12 protein-coding genes are annotated in these 19,574 nt (G+C 67.9%); 8 read left to right on the plus strand and 4 right to left on the minus strand.

All coding sequences use genetic code 11. From position 1 onward, the window contains the following. The first annotated feature begins 79 nt into the window (after positions 1–79). The 6 genes from VGF12_RS00345 to VGF12_RS00370 all read left to right on the plus strand — a co-directional run bounded on the left by VGF12_RS00345 (position 80) and on the right by VGF12_RS00370 (position 8,203). A complete protein-coding gene (locus VGF12_RS00345; RefSeq protein WP_331174059.1) occupies positions 80–1,201 on the plus strand; it encodes a sn-glycerol-3-phosphate ABC transporter ATP-binding protein UgpC in 1,122 nt (373 codons plus the stop codon). Then, positions 1,198–2,367 carry a maltose/maltodextrin ABC transporter substrate-binding protein MalE gene (malE, locus tag VGF12_RS00350; RefSeq protein ID WP_331174060.1) on the plus strand — a complete coding sequence of 390 codons (1,170 nt, stop codon included), beginning with the start codon at positions 1,198–1,200 and terminating at the stop codon, positions 2,365–2,367. The genes VGF12_RS00345 and malE overlap by 4 nt, the downstream gene beginning before the upstream one ends. After that, complete coding sequence (gene malF, locus VGF12_RS00355) at positions 2,364–3,944, plus strand: maltose ABC transporter permease MalF (protein ID WP_331174061.1); 1,581 nt, start codon at positions 2,364–2,366, stop codon at positions 3,942–3,944. The genes malE and malF overlap by 4 nt, the downstream gene beginning before the upstream one ends. A 5-nt stretch (positions 3,945–3,949) precedes the next feature. Continuing rightward, positions 3,950–4,840 carry a maltose ABC transporter permease MalG gene (gene malG / locus VGF12_RS00360; RefSeq protein ID WP_331174062.1) on the plus strand — a complete coding sequence of 297 codons (891 nt, stop codon included), beginning with the start codon at positions 3,950–3,952 and terminating at the stop codon, positions 4,838–4,840. Positions 4,841–4,844: 4 nt separating this feature from the next. Next, positions 4,845–7,232 (plus strand): alpha-amylase family glycosyl hydrolase, encoded by a 2,388-nt coding sequence (locus VGF12_RS00365; RefSeq protein ID WP_331174063.1) that lies wholly within the window; start codon positions 4,845–4,847, stop codon positions 7,230–7,232. A gap of 77 nt (positions 7,233–7,309) precedes the next feature. After that, a complete protein-coding gene (locus tag VGF12_RS00370) occupies positions 7,310–8,203 on the plus strand; it encodes a hypothetical protein (RefSeq protein ID WP_331174064.1) in 894 nt (297 codons plus the stop codon). Positions 8,204–8,925: 722 nt separating this feature from the next. Here the strand turns inward: VGF12_RS00370 and VGF12_RS00375 are convergent. From VGF12_RS00375 to glk, 4 genes are all read right to left on the minus strand, one after another. Continuing rightward, entirely contained in the window at positions 8,926–10,236 is a 1,311-nt protein-coding gene (locus VGF12_RS00375; RefSeq protein WP_331174065.1) for an alpha-amylase family glycosyl hydrolase, read from the minus strand. A gap of 13 nt (positions 10,237–10,249) precedes the next feature. After that, positions 10,250–11,764, minus strand: coding sequence for a tryptophan halogenase family protein (locus VGF12_RS00380; protein ID WP_331174066.1), 1,515 nt, complete (start codon positions 11,762–11,764; stop codon positions 10,250–10,252). Positions 11,765–11,835: 71 nt separating this feature from the next. Further along, complete coding sequence (locus VGF12_RS00385) at positions 11,836–14,610, minus strand: TonB-dependent receptor (protein ID WP_331174067.1); 2,775 nt, start codon at positions 14,608–14,610, stop codon at positions 11,836–11,838. A gap of 419 nt (positions 14,611–15,029) precedes the next feature. Then, on the minus strand, positions 15,030–16,022 hold the full coding sequence (gene glk, locus VGF12_RS00390; protein WP_331174068.1) for a glucokinase: 993 nt from the start codon (positions 16,020–16,022) through the stop codon (positions 15,030–15,032). Between the two features lie 328 nt (positions 16,023–16,350). Here glk and VGF12_RS00395 point away from each other — a divergent pair, with 328 nt between their 5' ends. Both VGF12_RS00395 and VGF12_RS00400 read left to right on the plus strand, forming a co-directional pair. After that, positions 16,351–18,255, plus strand: a complete 1,905-nt coding sequence (locus VGF12_RS00395; RefSeq protein WP_331174069.1) for a glucokinase — start codon at positions 16,351–16,353, stop codon at positions 18,253–18,255. A 166-nt stretch (positions 18,256–18,421) separates the two neighbouring features. Beyond that, complete coding sequence (locus tag VGF12_RS00400) at positions 18,422–19,573, plus strand: efflux RND transporter periplasmic adaptor subunit (protein ID WP_331174070.1); 1,152 nt, start codon at positions 18,422–18,424, stop codon at positions 19,571–19,573. Position 19,574: the final 1 nt, after the last annotated feature.

Raw genomic sequence — 19,574 nt, forward strand, 5'->3', positions numbered from 1 at the left:
CGACTGTCGAAAGATGAAAATTTCGACATCAAAACGAGACAAGCCCGGCCACCCAATCCGGGTCACAGAAAGGTTTGAAGTGGCAGACGTTCGACTGACCGGCGTGGAGAAGGCCTATGGCGACATCCGCATCCTGCACGGCATCGACCTGGAGATCCGCGACGGCGAGTTCATGGTGTTCGTCGGTCCGTCGGGCTGTGGCAAGAGCACGCTGCTGCGCTCCATTGCCGGGCTCGAGGAGATCACCGGCGGCGAGCTGACCATCGGCGGGCGTGTCGTCAACGACGTGCCCCCCAGCGAGCGCGGCATCGCCATGGTGTTCCAGTCGTACGCGCTGTACCCGCACATGAACCTGTTCGACAACATGGCGTTCGGGTTGAAGCTGGCCAAGGTGCCCAAGGCCGAGATCGAGACGGCCGTGCGCAACGCCGCCAGGATCCTGCACATCGAGCACCTGCTGGACCGCAAGCCCAAGGACCTGTCCGGCGGCCAGCGCCAGCGCGTCGCCATCGGCCGCGCCATCGTGCGCAAGCCCGAGGTGTTCCTGTTCGACGAGCCGCTGTCCAACCTCGACGCGGCGCTGCGCGTGCGCATGCGCTACGAGTTCGCCAAGCTGCACGAGGACCTGAAGACGACGATGATCTACGTGACCCACGACCAGGTGGAGGCCATGACGCTGGCCGACCGCATCGTCGTGCTGTCGGCGGGCAAGGTCGAACAGGTCGGCTCGCCGCTGGAGCTGTACGAGCATCCACGCAACCTGTTCGTGGCCGGTTTCATCGGCAGTCCCAAGATGAACTTCATCGACGGCGAGCTCGTGGCCGTTCAGCCCGGCCATGTGGACGTGAAGCTGGCTGGCGGCAGCGTGCAGTTGCGCGCGCTGGTCGATGGCAGCGCGGCGAAGGTCGGCGACAAGGTCACGCTGGGCGTGCGCCCCGAGCACATCCGCACCGAAGGCCAGGGCAACCAACTGCAGAGCACCGTGGCCTTCGTCGAGTCCCTGGGCGGCGTCACGTTCGCCTACTGCCCCTACCCTGGGGTCGAGGAGGCGTTGACCTGCCAGTTCGAGGGACGCAACGGCGCCGACCGGTTGCGCAGCGGCCAGGCGCTGGACCTGCACCTGCCGGCCGAAGCGCTGTACGTGTTCGATGCGAGCGGCACGGCCTTGCGCCGCCTCGCCGCACCGGAGCTGTCGGCATGAGGTGGCTGCCCCTGCTGGCGGCGCTGGCCGCGGTGCCCGCGCTGGCCGAGCCACCCAAGCTGCTGGTCTGGATCAATGGCGACAAGGCCTACAACGGCCTGCAGCAGGTCGGTCATGCCTTCGAGAAGGCCTCGGGCGTCAAGGTCGTCGTCGAGCACCCGGTGGACGCGACCGACAAGTTCCAGCAGGCGGCCGGCGCCGGCAAGGGCCCCGACATCTTCTGCTGGCCGCACGACCGCGTCGGCGAATGGGCCAAGGCCGGGCTGCTGACGCCGCTGCGCCCCTCGCCCAGGCTCAAGGCCGAGGTGGAGGACCAGGCCTGGGCGGCGATGAGCTACCACGGTCGCATCTGGGGCTATCCGCTGGCCATCGAGACCACCGGCCTCATCTACAACAAGGCGCTGGTGAAGCAGCCGCCCGAGACGTGGGACGAGGTCATCGTGCTGGACAAGCAGCTGCAGGCCCAGGGCAAGCACGCCATCCTCTGGCACTACAACAAGAGCTTCTTCACCTGGCCCATGCTGGCCGGCGCCGGCGGCGTCATCTTCGGCCGCGACGCACGGGGTGACTTCGACGCCCGCCAGGTGGGCGTCAATTCGTCGGGGGCGGTGCGCGCCGCGCAGACGCTGGACGGCCTCGTCAGGAACGGCCACATGCCCAAGGGCGCCAACTACGCCGAAATGGAGTCCGCCTTCGCCCGTGGCGAGATCGCGATGATGATCTCCGGCCCCTGGGCATGGGACAACGCCCGCAAGGCCAAGATCGACTTCGGCGTCGCCCCCATCCCGGCCGTCATTCCCGGCCAACCGAGCAAGAGCTTCGTCGGCGTGCTGGGCTGCATGATCGCGGCGCCCAGCCGGAACAAGGACATCGCCAAGGAGTTCATCGAGAACCACCTGATGCGGCCGGAGGCGCTCAAGGTACTGGACGCCGACGTGCCCATCGGCGTGCCGGCCAACAAGGCCTTCTATGCCGAGCTGTCGGTCAACCCGCTGATCAGGGCGAGCATGACCAACGCCCGCAACGGCGCGCCCATTCCCAACATCCCCGAGGTAGGCCGCTTCTGGACCGCGATGGACGCGGCGCTGGAAGCCATCACCAACGGCCTGCAAAGCCCCAAGGACGCGCTCGATGGCGCCGCCGCACGGATGCTGCTGAACAAATGAACGCTGTCGCCTCCCCCCTGGGCCAGGGCAGCTACTCGACGCTGCCGCCCACGATGTCCGAGAAGCTCGGCCGGTGGCTGAAGGGGCCGGCCGTCGCGCTGGCCATCGTCGCCGCCCTCTACCTCGTCTTCGCCATCTACACCACCGGCCAGGCCGCTTGGGCCGCGGGCGTGCTGGTGCTGTTCACGGCCGGCTTCTACGTGTACCTCAGCCGCGGCGGCCTCGCCTGGCGCTACCTCTTCCCCGGCGTGGCCGGCATGCTGGTGTTCATCGCCTTCCCGCTGGTCTACACGGCGCAGATCGGTTTCACCAACTACTCCAGCACACACCTGCTCAGCGAAAGTCGCGTGCGGGAGTACCTGCTGGAGCAGCACGACGCTGTCGAGGCCCAGGTGCTGGGCTACAGCCTGCATGCCAGTGGTGCCGAGTACCGCCTCGTGCTGAGTGCGGACGGCGAAGCGACGCCGCGCTGGGTGTCGCCGCCCCTGGCGCTGCGGTCCGGCAAGCCGCTGCGCGTCGACGTCGCGCCAGCAGGCGCCACGGCGTCACCCACCGATGCCGCCCTGCCCTTGCCCGAGCTCATCCAGCACCGCGACGCGCTGGCACGGCTGGTCCTGGTGCTGCCTGACAAGACCGAACTGCACTACCTCGGCCTGCGCGAATTCGGCCCCGTCCAGCCGCAATGGACGGCGAATGCCGACGACAGCCTGACGCGCACCGCCGATGGCGCCGTCTTCGCGCCCAACCGGGACACCGGCTTCTTCCAGGCTGCATCCGGCGAAACGCTGCAGCCGGGCTTCAAGGCCTTCATCGGCACGGCCAACTACGCCCGCATGCTGTTCGATGCCGAGTTCCGCGGGCCCTTCCTGGCCATCTTCACATGGACGGTGGTGTTCTCGGCGCTGACGGTGCTCTTCGCCACCGCCATCGGCATGCTGTTCGCGGTGCTGCTGAACTGGGAGGGCATGAAGTACCGCACCACCTACCGCACGCTGCTGTTCCTGCCATATGCGGTGCCGGGCTTCATTTCCATCCTGGTCTTCAAGGGCCTGTTTAACCAGAACTTCGGCGAGATCAACGCCATCCTGGACGCCCTCTTCGGTGTCAAGCCCGCCTGGTTCGCGGACCCGCTGCTGGCCAAGACCATGCTGCTCATCGTCAACGTGTGGCTGGGCTACCCGTACATCATGATCCTGTGCTCGGGCCTGCTGAAGGCCATCCCGCAGGACCTGTACGAGGCCTCGGCCCTGGCCGGCGCCAGCCCGGCGACCAATTTCCTGCGAATCACCGCGCCGCTCATCATCAAGCCGCTGGCGCCGCTGCTGGTCAGCGCCTTCGCCTTCAACTTCAACAATTTCGTGCTGATCGCGCTGCTGACCGATGGCCGGCCGGACTTCCTGTCCACCAAGCTGCCGGCAGGCCAGACCGACATTCTCGTGAGCTACACCTACCGCATCGCCTTCCGCGACTCGGGCTCGGACTTCGGCCTCGCCGCGGCGATCTCGACGCTGATCTTCTTCCTCGTTGCGGCGCTGTCGCTGATCAACCTGCGCATGAGCGCGAAGGCACAGAGGTAATCCGAATGGCCATCGTCCTCGGCAAACAGGCCCGCTGGCGCATCCTTGCCGCGCATGCGGTGATGTGGGTCTTCATCGCCATCACCCTCTTCCCGCTGCTGGCCGTCGTGTCCATCTCGCTGCGCCCGGGCAACTTCGCCACCGGCAGCCTGATCCCGACCGAGATCAGCCTGGAGCACTGGAAGCTGGCGCTGGGCATCCCTTACCAGAGCGCGGACGGCAGCCTTGTGCAGCCCCCCTTCCCCGTGCTGACCTGGCTGTGGAACTCGATCAAGGTCGCCACCGCCTCGGCCTTGCTCATCGTCGCGATCTCGACGACCGCGGCCTATGCGTTCGCGCGGCTGAGGTTCAGTTTCAGCAAGCCCGTGCTCAACGGCATGCTGCTGCTGCAGATGTTCCCGCCGGTGCTGGCGCTGGTTGCCATCTACGCCATCTTCGAGACCATCGGCACCTATGTGCCGGCCCTGGGCCTCGAGACCCATGCCGGGCTGGTGCTCGCATACCTGGGTGGCATCGCCACCCATGTGTGGACCATCAAGGGCTACTTCGAGACCATCCCCGTGGAAATCGAGGAGAACGCCAAGGTCGACGGCGCAACGCACTGGCAGGCCTTCAGCCGCGTGCTGCTGCCCATGGCCGTGCCCATCCTGATGGTGGTCTTCGTGCTGGCCTTCATCGGCACCATCATCGAGTACCCCGTCGCCTCCATCCTGCTGCGCGAAGAAGCACACCTCACGCTCGCGGTGGGCTCCAAGTACTTCCTGCACGACCAGCGCTTCCTGTGGGGCGACTTCGCGGCGGCGGCCGTGTTGTCGGGCCTGCCCATCACCGCCGTCTTCCTGCTCGCCCAGCGCTGGATCGTCTCCGGCCTGACGGCCGGCGGCGTCAAGGGGTGAAGCCATGTTGAAGGCCCTGGCGCTGCTTGCGGCGCTGATCTCGCTCGCTCCGGCGGTCCAGGCCGCCGACTGCAAGCCGCCGCCGCTTGGCGACGCTGTCCTCTATCTGCGCGGGGGCCTGAACAACTGGGCCGCCCAGGACGAGCAGGCCTTCGAGTACCGCTGCGACGCCTACTACCTGAACATCACGGCCCAGGGCGCGCAGGAATTCAAGCTGGCGGACGAGGAGTGGACGGCCAGCCTGACCTTCGGCGGCGACGCCCAGGGCCACCCGGCCCGCAGTGCGACAGGCAGCCTCAAGCGCGAGTTCGCGGGCGAACACACGCTGCGCCTGGCCATCGCCGCCGACGGCAGCGCCCGCCTGACGGTCGGTCCCAGGACGTTCAAGCCCTCGCCGCCGCAGGTCCTCACCGACCGCGCTGCGCTCAGCACCCGATTCGACTCTCGAAGTGCCGAGGCCAAGACGCCCTTCGGCGCCCAGCCCGCCGGCACCGAGATCAGCTTCAGCGTCGCCAACGACGTGCCCGGCCTGAAGCAGGCCACGCTGGTCATCGAACGCCGCCGCCTGAGCGGCAACCAGGAGCAGCTGGACTACGAGCCCCTGGCCCGCATCGCGATGACGCCGCAGCCGAACGGCCAGGGCCGCCGCTTCAGCGCGCGCTACCGCTTCACCGACATTGGCGTCTACGGCTACTGGTTCGAGCTGGAAACGGACGAGGGGCGCTACGCGCTGCAGAACAACACCGACACCGTCTACTGGACGCGCGAGAAGGGCGCCATGGGCGCCGCCACGGTGGAGCCTCTGCCCGCCCGCGCCAAGCGCATCCGCCGCTACCGCCAGACCATCTACGCGCCCGACTTCAAGGTCCCCGACTGGGCCCGGGACGTCGTCTACTACTACGTCTTCCCCGAGCGCTTTCGCAACGGCAACAAGGCCAATGACCCCCGCCCCGGCGGTGGTCGTCCGCAGGACCGGTACCAGGACCGCGACGTCGAGCGCCACGCCAGCTGGAACGAGAAGCCCTTCAAGCCGGGCAGCGGCGACGGTTCCGACGCCCTCTACAACAACGACTTCTTCGGCGGCGACCTCGCCGGCCTCATCGAGAAGCTGGACTACATCCAGCGTCTGGGCGCCAACGCGATCTACCTGACGCCGGTGTTCCGTGCGCCCAGCAACCACAAGTATGACGCGGCCGACTACAAGCAGATCGATCCCGCCTTCGGCACGAACGACGACTTCGTGCGCCTGTGCGCCGAAGCGGCGAAGCGCGGCATCCGCGTCATCCCCGACACCTCGCTCAACCACGTGGGCGCGGACTCGCCCTACTTCAACCGCTACCTGAACTTCCCCAGGGGCGGCGCCTTCGACGGCGGCAAGCCCAATCCCGCCTCGCCCTATCACGGCTGGTTCAAGTTCAGGCCGCAGGAGCGCAATCCCGATCGCCAGTACCAGGGCTGGGTGGGCGTCGCGGACCTGCCCGAGATCGACAAGGACTCGCCCTCCTTCCGCGCCTACGCCTACCGAGACGCCGACTCGGTGACGAACTACTGGCTGGACCGTGGCGCAGCCGGCTGGCGCATGGACGTGGCACCGTGGGTCCCCGACGACTTCTGGCGCGAATGGCGCCTGGCCGTGAAGGCCAGGAAGCCCGACGCACTGACGGTGGCGGAGACCTGGTTCGACGCGAGCAAGCATCTCTTGGGCGACATGTTCGACTCGACGATGAACTACATCTTCCGCAACGCTGTGCTGGACTACGCCGCGGGCAAGCCCGCCACGCAGGCGTATGCCAACCTGGAGCTCATCCGCGAGGCCTACCCGCCCCAGGCCCTCTTCGCGCTGATGAACCTGCTGTCCACCCACGACCAGGCGCGCGCCCTTCACCACTTCGGCTACCGCGACGACGGCAATGCCGAGGCGTTGAAGCTCGCCAAGCAGCGCCTGCGCCTGGCCGTGTTCTTCCAGATGACCTACCCCGGTTCGCCCACCATCTACTACGGCGATGAAGTGGGCCTGGGTGGCGGTGACGACCCCTACAACCGTGCGCCCTATCCCTGGGCCGACGAAGGCGGCCAGCCGGACCTGGCGCTGCTGGCTGACTTCAGGCGCCTGACCAAGCTGCGCCACGACCTGCCGGTGCTGCGTCACGGCGCCTTGGGTGCGCCGCTGCACATCGACGAACACGTCGTGGTGCTGGCGCGCCGGGACGGCAACCAGTGGGCCATCACGGCCACCAACAACAGTCCCGAGGCCAGGACCGTGAGCCTTGCGCTGCCCTTCCCGGCCGATCGGCTCCGAGATGCCCTCGGTGGCGAAGCCGTGACCGTCACGGACGGCAGGATCCTGTTCACCGTCCCGCCCCTGTTCGGGCGGGTTCTGGTTCGCCCCTGATCCCGGGCCAGCCGGCCCCGCGCGCTTCGGGTTGACGACAGGGCCCGCCCGCATGCGCGGGCGCATGATGCGGGCCCATGCCACGCCTCACGCTGTCGAACCCGGGCCGCCGCCCCCTGCTGGGCCTGCCCCTGCTGCTCGCCGGCCCCGCCCTGCGCGCGCAGGCCGACGAGTCGGTGCGTCTGCCGCGCCACATCAGCATGCCGGACCCACAGCTGGGCTACGTGCGCCGCGTCGTCGAGCTGGCGCTGAGCCACGTCGGCAGCCGGCTGGAGATCCGCCATGTCGACCTCGACATGACCCAGGGCCGCACGCTGATCGAGCTGGCTGCGGGCCACAGCCCCGTCGACCTGATGTGGACGATGACGGACATCCAGCGCGAGGGCAGCGGCCTGCTGCCCGTGCGAATTCCCATCGACCGCGGTCTGCTGGGGTGGCGGTTGCTGCTTGTGCGTCGCGGCGAGCTGGCCCAGTGGCAGCGCGTACGCAGCCTGGACGAACTGCGCCAGCGCCTTGCCGGCCAGGGCCATGACTGGCCCGACACCACCATCTTGCGCGCCAACGGCCTGCAGGTGGGCACCAGCAGCGTCTACGAGGCGCTGTTCCGCATGTTGGCGGCCCGGCGCATCGACTACTTCCCACGCTCCATCCTGGAGATCGACGCGGAGCTGGCCGGTGGCCGCCACCCCGAGCTGGCCGTTGCACCAGGGCTGATGCTGCACTACCCGGCGGCAGCCTATCTCTTCGTGAGCCCCACGCGGCCCGAACTGGCGGCGGAACTGAAGGCAGGGCTGGAGGCCGCGATCGCCGCGGGCAGCTTCCAGCGCCTGCACCGCGAGTTCTACGGCGGGCTCGTCAAGGCACACCCGGTCTCGCCGTCGCGCGTGCTGCGCCTGAGCAACCCGCTGCTCCCGCCGGAGACTCCCGTCCAGCGCCGCGAACTCTGGCTGCAGCCGGGCGAAGCACCCTAGCCTGGAGATGTCGCGAGCAGGCGTCGGGCAATTCCAGAAGCGAGTCGGTGACCGAGCGGTCTGTCATCGAAAAGTGGGCACAGTCTTTGGCTGTGGCAACTGCCCGATGTCGAACCGAGATGTGAGCCCGGCAGCTGCAGCTCATTGGGTGAGACACAGGTCGGCGGTCAGCCTGTCCTGGGTTCTCGAGCAAGCCCATGTCACGAACAACTTCGGCGACACCATCACTTGCGTCATTCCAACGCAGCCCGACTGACGGCCGCAGTAGTGTTTCGCTTCTTCGCGATGCCTGCGCGCCTGGTCGACGAACGTGCCGGCAAGCTTGGGGACCTGCGCGATCTGCGCTTCGACTACCCCCGCACGCCCCTGGAGAATGCGCTGCTGGACTCGGCCTCCGTTGGATCTGGAGCTCTCCGTCTTGGATCAGCGGCGGCTTCAACGATTGGCAAAGGGCATGAGGATCCAGCACCTCCTGGACGAATGGCTGCTGCACCAAGGTCGCGGGAAGGAGCCGAGAACAGGCGAGCCGCGCTGCTGAGCGGCATTCACGGATCCACACAGGCGCGGCTTGGAGCGCCTTTGGCCGCAGCCCGAAGTCCGCTTCGCGCGGCATTCGCACGGCATGGGTGCCGAATGCTCTTTGCAGCACGCCTCAACGGCGCCGCCTGCTTCTTTGCGGGCGAAATCGCCAGGCCAGGACGCCCTCGGACGCCCAGTCTGGCTCAGGCCAACAGCCACCCCCAGGGGTTGAGCTGACGCCCCCGCCAGGTCTGCTCGACCGGGGAGAGGTTCACGGTGACGCGCACGACGTCCGCACCCAGACGGCGCTCGAAGGCCACGATGTCCGCCGGCGCGTCGAGCAGCTCAACCGGTGCGCCGTACTGGCCGGCGGCCAGCGCAGGATGCACGTGCTTGAGCGCAATGAGCCCGGCGTAGAAGTCGCCCAGCTCGTGACGCTTCCAGTCGATGGCATCCTTCTCGAAGAACGCCAGCCGCTTCGCCAACCCGGACTCCTGGCCGTTGTAGATCAGCGGCATGCCGGGCAGCGTGAACGCGAGCACCGTGAGCGCCCGATGGGCGTCGCCGTACAGCTCGGCGTCCGTGCCGTGCCAGGAGTTGAAGTCGTGGTTGCTCGTGAAGCGCATGCGGTAGGCATGCGCCGGATAGCCCGCCGGCTGCCTGGCCAGCCAGGCCTTCAGCAGCGGCGCCCCCGCTTCGCCCTTGCCAATCTTCTTGAAGACCTGGTCCGCCAGATCCCAGCCATACGTCATGTCGAACGCGCCGCTCGTGTGCAGCTCGACGGCGTCGGACTCGGCCAGCATGAACATGGGCTTGACGGCGTCCAGCGCCCGGCGGGCGCGCACCCAGAAGTCCGTCGGCACGAGGCTGGCCACGTCGCAGCGAAACCCGTCCAGGCCGGTCTCGCGCACCCAGAAGGACATCGCGTCGATCATCGCCGTGCGCAGGCCCTCGCTACGGTAGTCCAGCGCGACGACGTCGTCCCAGTGCTCCTCACCGGGCTGGCCTTCGTTGAACGTGACGGCATAGACCTCGCCCTGGGCATTGAGCTTGTACCAGTCCTTGTGGGCCGAGGCCCAGGGGTGGTCCCAGGCGGTGTGGTTGGCCACCCAGTCCAGGATGACCTTGAAGCCCAGCGCGTGCGCCGCAGCGACAAAGGCCTTGGCGTCCGCCATCGTGCCGAACTCGGGGTTCACGGCCGTGTAGTCGCTGATCGAGTAGTAGCTGCCCAGCGTGCCCTTGCGGTTGCGCTTGCCGATGGGCTGGATGGGCATCAGCCACAGGATGTCCACGCCCAGCCGCTTCAGCCGCGGCAGGTCGGCATGCACGGCAGCCAGCGTGCCGGCCTGGGAGAACTGACGCACGTTGACCTGGTAGATGACGGCCTGGCGGGTCCAGGGCAGGTGCGGCATGTCGGCGACAGCGTGGGCGTTGGCGTGGGCGGTCATGGGGGACAGTGCAATGGAAGTGGCGGCAGTCAGCACGGCACGCCGGCGCAGCGCAAGAGGTGTCATGGCAGGCCTCCGTTCAGGTGGGCGCCGCGCAGTGCTGCGCGATGTAGTCGGCGTGGTCGGGCATGACATCGACACACTTGGCAATGACGTCCCGGACGCCCTCCATGTAGTCGTGCGTGTCCTGCTCGCTTTGCAGGTCGGCCAGCGGATGATGGCGCTGTGGCGTGAGGTTCTGCCCCTCCATGACCTGCACCCAGCCCACCTCGGCAAAGAGCTCGTTGTCGCGCCGGACCACGCGGCCGTGGCTGCCGTACAGCGCCAACTTCTCCTGCAGGGTGTCGGGCACGGTCATGTGGGCGCAGTCCCGCCAGAACGCCGAGTCATCACGCTGGTTCAGGTGGTAGTGCAGGATGATGAAGTCGCGGATGCGCTCGTAGTGGAAGCGGTTGCTGCGATTGAACTCGGCGATGTCCGTGGCACTGAAGCCGCGGTCCGGGAAGAAGTCGATCAGTTGCTGGACCGCGGACTGGATGAGGTGGATGGAGGTGGACTCCAGCGGCTCGAGAAACCCGCTTGCCAGGCCGATGGCGACGACGTTCTCGTTCCAGGCCAGGCGGCGCATGCCGGTCCTGAAGCGGATGGGGCGCGGGTCGGCCAGCGGCTTGCCGTCCAGGTGGGCCAGCAGGGTTGAGGCGGCCTCGTCGTCCGAGGTGTAGCGGCTGCAGTAGACGTGGCCGTTGCCGATGCGGTGCTGCAGCGGGATGCGCCACTGCCAGCCGGCCCGGTGCGCGGTCGAGCGTGTGTAGGGGGTCAGTGGCGCCACCGACTCGCAGGGCACGGCCAGGGCCCGGTCGCAGGGCAGCCAGTGCGTCCAGTCCTCGAAGCCCGTCTGCAGCGTCTGCTCGATCAGCAGGCCGCGAAAGCCCGAGCAGTCGATGAAGAGGTCGCCCTCGACCCGCTCTCCACTCTCCAGCACGACGGCGTCGATGTGCCCTGCATGCGCGCCCTCGCCCCGGCGCGTCGCATGGGTGATCTTGCCCTCGGTGCGCTGCACGCCACGCGCTTCGCTGAGCCGGCGCAGGTGACGCGCATAGAGGCTGGCGTCGAAGTGGTAGGCGTAGGCAATGTCCGCCAGCGGCGAGTTGCCAATGTCCGTGCGCGGCGGCATGAACTTGTTGGCCTTGGCCGCCATGCGCGTGATGGAGTAGTTCTCCAGCGGCAAGGCCCGGCCCAGCGCCCGCATCCGGTGCCAGTACTGCTCGAACGGCACGGTCCACAGATCCTGGCCCAACCGGCCGAAGCCGTGCATGTAGCGCTCGCCCAGCCGGCCCCAGTTGACGAACTCGATGCCCAGCTTGAAGCTCCCCCGCGTCTCGCGCAGGAACTCGTTCTCGTCCAGGCCGATGACGCGGTTGAAGCGCTGGATCATCGGAATGGTGGCCTCGCCGACGCCGACGATGCCGATCTCGTCGGACTCGACAAGCTGGATGCGGTAGCGGCCGCGCAGCACGGTCGACAGCGCCGCGGCGGCCATCCAGCCGGCGGTGCCGCCACCGACGATGACGATGCGATCAATCTGAGCTTGCATGAGGAAGGTCCCGCCGGATGGAAAAAGCCCCCGCCACCTTGCGCTGGCGGGGGCCGCGAGGCGCAACCGGATTACAGCTTGTAGTTCAAGCCGAACAAGTAGGTCTTGCCGTACTTGGTGTTCTCGCGGATGTCGCTCGGGTTGTTGGCGTAGCGGATGAAGGGTTCGTCCGTCACGTTGTTGACCTGGAACACCAGAGACAGGCCCTTGAACATGCCGCGCTGCACTTCATAGCCCAGCTGCAAGTCCGTGACGGTGTCGCCCTTGACCCAGGTGAACTGGCGGTCGCCGGTGAAGCTGCTGACCTCGCCGATGAAGTCGCTGCGCTTGCGGGCCGCGACGCGCGCCGAGAAGCCGTACTTCTCGTAGTACAGGGTCAGGTTGCTGACGTTCTTGGACAGGCCCGGCAGCGGGATGTCAACCGAGCTGATGCCGTCCACGGTGACGCCGCCGATCAGCAGCTTCACCGAGCTGTTGGTGTAGCTGTAGTTGGCCTGCACGCCGAAGCCGTCCAGCGCCGACCAGAGCATGCTGAAGGGCATCGAGGCCGACAGTTCCAGCCCCTTCAAGGTGCCGCCATTGCCGTTCAGCGGCATCGTCAGCGCACCGATGTTGCTCGGCAGCTTCTTCGTCGACGGCGTGATGTAGGGCGTGAAGTCGAACGGCACCGACTGACGCAGCACGTAGGTGCGCAGGTCCTTGTAGAAACCGGCGACGCCGACGTAGGCCTTGGTGCCGAAGTACTTCTCGTAGGCCACGTCGAAGGCGTTGGCGCGGGTGGGCTTCAGCGAGGGATTGCCGGCGTCGCCGGTGTAGATCTCGCGCTGCTGGCCGTTCTCATTGAAGGTGCTGACGCTCAGACCCAGGCTGGCACGCATCTCGTTCAGGTTGGCGCGTGCCATCACGCGGGACACGCCCAGGCGCACGATCTGGTCGGAGCTGAGCTCGAAGTTCAGGTTCAGGCTCGGCAGGATGTCGGTGTAGTTCGCGCCGCCCTTGCTCTCCAGGGCCGGGCAGTTCTGGTCGCTCGGGCAATTGCCGCGGTCGACGTTGAAGCCGGTGGAGTTCTGCTTCGTCCCCACCACCTGCAGGCCGACGTTGCCGCGCACCGGCATGCCCAGAAGCTCGGTGTCGATGTCCGCCCGGGCGAAGGCGGTGCTGAGCTTCTCCTGCACCTTCCAGTCCTTGTTGTAGATGTCCGGATGGAGCTTGGGCGCGATCTGGTAGACCGAGCCGATGGCGTTCGTCGGATCGAAGGTGGCGAAGGTGATCCCGCTGAGCGTCAGCGTGCCGGAGCCGGGCATGTCGGCCGCCCCCAGCGGGCCGGCGCCGGCGATGACGAGACGACCCTCGACATAGGCGCGGGTCTTCTCGCGCTCGGTGTAGTTGGCGCCGAGCTGGTAGCCGGAGAACCAGGCGTTGTCCTTCAGTGCCTTGTGAAGCACCAGCTTGCCGGAGTTCAGCTCGTCGTTGACATTGGGGAGCTTGGAGTAGCCCGCCTGAGGCGAGTTGACGCCGCCCCCCCAGCCCTGGACGTCGGTCAGCTTGACGATGTTGCGGTCCGCGTAGTTGAAGCCCGGCTTGAAGCTGCGGCCGTCCGTGAACTGCAGGGTGTCCATCTGCGCGGTGTTCGGCGCGGACTGCGCCAGGCCGGCCGTCGTCTCGATGATCTGGCCGCGGCGCTTGGCGGTCGAGCGGTTCAGGTCTGCCTCGAGCATCCAGTCGCCGTCGAACTTGAACTTGTTGTTCCAGCCGACCGAGCTCAGGCGGTCCTTCAGGTCCTCGGCGTCGTTGCGGATGACCGCGCGGACGTTGTTGAACGTGCCCTGGGTCACGTTGCTGCCGCTCAGCGTCGCGTTGATGAGCTGACCGGGCTTGTCGTAGCCGTTGCCCCCGGCGTCCAGCCACGAGTCGTTCAGCGGCGCCTGGAAGCCCTTGGTGCTCTTGACCTGGTCGAACTTGGAGTAGTAGACGTCGACCGTGCTCTCGAAGTTGGCGTTAGGTTTGAACTGAAGCACCGCCATCGCGCCGTCACGCGTTTGCTTGGTCTGATCGGCGAAGAGGCCGAAACCGTTGTACGGCACATTGACCGTCTGGCCGTTGAAGGGGGCCGTGCCACCGCCCCAGGAGTCGAAGCGCTCGGTCTGGCCGGTCGTCTCATCCAGGCGCGCAAAGCCCAGGGCCACGCCGATGGTGCGATCGGCGAAGTTGTCGATGTAGGAAACGCTGGCGCGGAAGCCATCGCCCTCGCTGACCGTGCCGACCCCCAGCTTCTGCTTGCGGTAGTTCAGAGCCACGGCGCGATCCTTGAACGCGAGCGGGCGGGCCGTCTGCATGTTGAACGTCCCCGACAGGCCGTGGCCGACCAGGGCGGCGTCGGGCGACTTGTAGATGTCGACCTTGCTGATCAACTCGCCCGGGAACTGGTCGAACTCGACTCCACGGCTGTCACCGGTGGTGACCTGCTCGCGACCGTTCAGCAGCGTGGCGGCGTAGTCGGGCGCCATGCCGCGGATGCTGATCTGCGACGCACGGCCTCGCGTGCGCTGCGCCGCAATGCCGGGCAGACGCGCGATGGACTCGGCGATGCTGGTGTCGGGCAGCTTGCCGATGTCTTCGGCGGAGATCGACTCGATGATCGAGTTCGAATTCTTCTTCGTGACGATGGCGTCTTCGATGCCCTTGCGGATGCCCGTGACGACCACGGTGTCCAGGGTCTGCGCCGCGGCGGCCTGCTGCGCCAGGGCGCCGGTCGAGGCAATCAGCAGCGTGCAGCCGATGGCCACCGGGCTGATGCGGAAGGACATGGCGGCCGGCTTGCCGCGCCCGTCGTTGCTCATGGTCATGAATGTCTCCTTTATGTCGTGGAAAGCGACGTGGCCCCTGTCGCGGCGCTGCTGAGCGCACATTCGGGCGAGAACTCAACGTCTCGACCATGTTTGTATCAAAACTAGATTTTGAGCCGCACCTGCGTAAACCCTAGAAGTGGCGCATAAACGACCCAATTTCCGACCAATACTAAGGGAAAACCATCATTTAATCGATGCATCCCTTCCATCCTCGCTCCACTTAAGTTCAGCCAAGCATCCAAATGTGTAGCTCAACTACAGACTCAGGATTCGGCCGATACGGCGCAGGCCGCCGCAGCAAGCACGAGCCACGAAGCCGGAAGCGGCTGCGCCGACCGGGCGGCGCCGGGCGCCACCAGTCGGACAGGAAAGACGGTGGAAAAAAAGGTGCAGGCCCGCGCGCGGCGGGCCGGACGTCAGGCCTCGGCCTGCTCCAGCGCCAGGGCGGCGCCAGAGAGTGCGGCCAGCGTGTCGGTGATCAGGGCCGTCGGAATGCCGGCCAGGAAGGCCTGGAAGCGACCCTTGGCCTCGAAACGGCGGCGGAACTCCGACTGGAAGAAGCGCTCTCCCAGGCGCGGCACGATGCCGCCGCCGATGAAGACACCGCCGCGCGCACCCAGCGTCAGCGCGACGTTGCCGGCGAACCCGCCCAGCATGGCGCAAAAGACATCCAGCGTGCGGGCGCAGGCCGGCGACTCGCCCGCCAGGCCGCGGGCCACGATCTGCTCGGTGGACAGTGCGCCCACCTCCTCACCCTGCCCCAACACCGCAGCCACGGCGCGGCACAGCACCGGCAACCCGATGCCCGACAGAAATCGCTCGGCCGACACATGAGGGTACTCGCGTCGCGCCTGGCTCAGCACGGCGCCCTCGAAATCGTCGGCCGGCGCCAGCGTCGCATGCCCGCCTTCGCCCGGCAGCGCCAACCAGCGACCGGGCGCCCGAACGACGCCGCCCACGCCCAGACCCGTACCCGGGCCGATGACGGCCATCACCGTGCCGGCCGCCACGTCGCCCGCGGCGGGCGGCGACGCCTCCCAGGCGCGCAGCTGATGCGCGCGCAGCCGCGGCAGCGACAGCGCCTGGGCCTCGAAGTCGTTCAGGCACAGCAGCGTCTGCAGGCCCAGCTCGTCCTGCGTGCCGGCGCGCGAGAAGCTCCAGGCACCGTTGGTCAGCTCGATGTGGTCCCCGTGCAGCGCCGTCGCCAGTGCGAAGGCCGCACTGCGCGGCTTGGCCTGGCCCGGCGCCTGGCCGGCCAGGTAGGCCCGCACCGCTGCGGCCGGGCCGGCATGCCCGGCCACGGGCAGAACCCGCACATCCTCCACCGGGGCACCCGGGCCGGCCACGGTGCCGAAGCGGGCGTTCGTGCCACCGACATCGGCGACCAGCCAGGGGAAGGCCGCGCTCATGCCCGGTCTCCCGAAACGCTAGAGACGATGACGAAGGCGGGGACTTGCAGGATTCGAGCTTGAACGGACACGGCGGGAAGGCGAAATTTCGGTCGCGGCGGACGGTAGCAAAACTACACGTCTTCCACAATACAGAGCTCCCCGGATCTCGCTTCTTCTTGGGGGCAAGCGCTTTCAGAACTGGCAAAGCGGGGCTTTTCGCGGGGAGAATTCGGTGCACTTCAAGCTGTAGTGCAGCTACAGCCCCAAACCGACCGCGGCGAGCCGGTGCTCGCGCCCGCCTGCTGAATAATCCGCCGCTCGACTCCATCCAGCCCTGGCCGCACCCATGCCCCGTTTCGACAGCCCCCGCCTGCTTGCCGACATTGGCGGTACCTATGCCCGCTTCGCGCTGGAACTCGGGCCGGGCGAGTTCGCGCAGATGGCGTCGCTGCGCTGCGCCGACCACGCCGACTTCCACGCCGCCGTGCGCGCCTACCTGGGCGGGCTGAGCCTGCAGGACGTCGGCGCGCAGATCGCCCACGCGGCCATCGCCATCGCCAACCCGGTCGAGGGCGACCGGGTGCGCATGACCAACTACCACTGGCAGTTCTCCATCGACGAGATGCGCCAGCGCCTGGGGCTGGACACGCTGGTGGTCGTCAACGACTTCACCGCACTGGCCATGGCCCTGCCCCGGCTGGCCGACGTGGACGTGCGCCAGGTCGGCGGCGGCCAGGCGCGCCGACCGAGCGTCATCGGCCTGCTGGGCGCCGGCACGGGCCTGGGCGTGTCGGGCCTGATCCCGGCCGGCGAAGGCTGGATCGCGCTGGGCACCGAGGGGGGCCACGTCAACTTCGGCCCGCGCGACGAGCGCGAGATGGACATCCTGAAGTTCGCCTGGAAGACGCTGGACCATGTCTCCTACGAACGCCTGATCTCCGGCGCCGGCCTGGAACTCATCCACCGCGCACTGACCGCGCGCAACGGCGTCGCCGCCGAGCCGCTGCTGGCGCCGGCCATCACCCAGAGGGCGCTGGAGGACGGCGACGCACTGTGCCTGGAGACGCTGGAGGTCTTCTGCGGGCTGCTGGGCACGGCCGCGGCCAACCTCGCGGTGACGCTGGGCTCGCTGGGCGGCATCTACATCGGTGGCGGCATCGTGCCGCGCCTGGGCGAGTACTTCGATCGCAGCCCGTTTCGCAAGCGCTTCGAGGACAAGGGGCGCTTCCACGACTACGTCTCCGCCATCCCGACCTTCGTCATCACGGCCGAGAACGCGACGTTCAAGGGCGCATCGGCCATTCTCGAGAACCAGCTGCGCAACCTGCAGGCTTCGCCCGGCTCGGCCATCCTGGGCCAGATCCGCCGTGCCCGCAGCGAGCTGTCGCCGGCCGAGCTGCGCGTGGCCGACCTCGTGCTGGCCCAGCCGCGCTCCGTGCTGAACGACCCCATCGCCGAGATTGCGCGCGCCGCGGGCGTCAGCCAACCCACCGTCATCCGCTTTTGCCGGTCGCTGGGCTGCGAGGGCCTGTCGGACTTCAAGCTGCGCCTGGCCTCGGGCCTGACCGGCACGGTGCCCGTCACGCACACGCAGGTGAACATCAACGACTCCATGCTGGAGCTGGGCGCCAAGGTGCTGGGCAACACGGCCAGCGCCATCCTGCAGGTGCGCAGCCACCTGAACCGCGACACCATCGACCGCGCCATCGACCTGCTGCTGTCGGCCAGTCGCATCGAGTTCTTCGCGTTGGGCCACTACGGGGTCGTCGCCCAGGACGCGCAGTTCAAGTTCCTGCGCTTCGGCATGCCCTGCGGCGCCTATACCGACCCTCGCCTGCAGCTGCTCGCCGCCGACGTGCTGCGCGAAGGCGATGTCGCCGTCGTCGTCAGCAGCGGCGGACGGCTGCCCGAGCTGTTGTCCGTCGTCGAGAAGGCGCAGGAGCGCGGCGCCAAGGTCGTGGCCATCACCGCCAGCCAGAGCCCGCTGGCCAAGAAGGCCGACGTCGCGCTGATCGTCGACCATGTCGAGGACATCGCCACGCACCTGCCCATGGTCAGTCGCATCCTGCACCTGCTGGTCATCGACATCCTGGCGGTGGGCGTGGCGATGCGCCGCAACCCCGACAGCATCGCCGCGCTGACCCATGGCGCCGAAGACGACGAGGCCAAGGCCGGCCGCGGCGCCACCACGGCGGCTCCCGGCGTCAGCATGGCCTCGCCGCTGGCGCGGCTGACGTCGCACAGCCGCTAGGCGCAAGATCTGACCCCGCATGACTTTCGCCAAGACCGACTTCACTCACGACGATGTGTGAATCCGGTGCGCGAGACGCCATCCGACTGCTACGCTAGGCCGGACAACCATCCATCGCGTCGACGCCGGCCGACGGGGCGAGAGACCTCGGGATCCTGGGAGGGACATGAAAGCATCGTTTCTGAAGCGCTGGCGCCTGCGCCTGATCGTCATCGGCCTGCTGGCCGCCGCCGGTGCCGCCTGGTGGTTCACCCGCACGCCCCCGCCCCCACCGCCGCTGCCCAGCGGCGTCGTCGCGCCGGCGGACATCACCCAGACCGTGCAGGCCGCCGGCGTGCTGCAGGCCAAGACCCGCGTTGACGTCGGCGCCCAGGTCAGCGGACAGATCCAGACCATCCACGTCCAGCTGGGCCAGCAGGTCAGGAAAGGTGAACTGCTCGTGAGCCTGGACCCGGAGCTGGCCCGCAGCGACGTCGCCCAGGCCGAGGCCTCGGTGGCCCAGGCCAGCGCGGCGCTGGACAGCCGCCGCATCGACGCCGACGCCGCGCGGCGCGAACTCAAGCGCCAGCAGCGCCTGCTGGCCGGCCAGGCCACCTCGGGCAACGAGGCAGAGAAGGCCGAGGTCGAGCTGGCCAAGATCGAGGCCGACCTGCGGGGCCAGGCGGCCACCGTCGCGCGGCTGCAGGCCGACCTGGACAAGAAGAAGGTCAATCTCTCCTACACGCGCATCACCGCGCCCATGGACGGCACGGTCGTCAATCTGCCGGTGCAGGAGGGCCAGACGGTCATCTCGGTGCAGATCACACCGGTCATCCTGACGCTGGCCGACCTCGACACCATCACCGTGCGCACCAAGGTGCCCGAGGCCGACGTGCAGGCCATCAAGGTGGGCCAGGCCGCGCGCTTCTCGACGCTGTCGGGCGAAGGCAAGCGCTACGAAGGCAAGGTGCGCGTCATCCAGCCGGTGCCCGAGCGTGCCGGCAACGCGGTCTTCTACAACGTGCTCTTCGAGGTGGACAACCGCGACCGGGCGCTGTTCAGCGACATGACGGTGCAGGTCGACATCGAGACCGGCTCGGTCAAGCAGGTGCCGGCCATGCCCATCGTCGCACTGGGAGAACGCGGCAAGGACGGACGCTTCACGGTGACGGTGCTGGATGCCGCCAACAAGCAGACGCCCCGCCAGGTGAAGGTGGGCCTGCAGGACGGCGCCAAGGTGCAGATCATCGACGGCCTGAAGGCCGGCGAGAAGGTGCTGCTGGCGCCGCCGAGCGCCGACGCCGCCGCGTCCGCCCCCGCCAGCGCTGCCAGCAACTGAC

Origin of the sequence: Roseateles sp. (genome assembly GCF_036404855.1) — a bacterium.
Classification (GTDB): Bacteria; Pseudomonadota; Gammaproteobacteria; order Burkholderiales; family Burkholderiaceae_C; genus Pelomonas.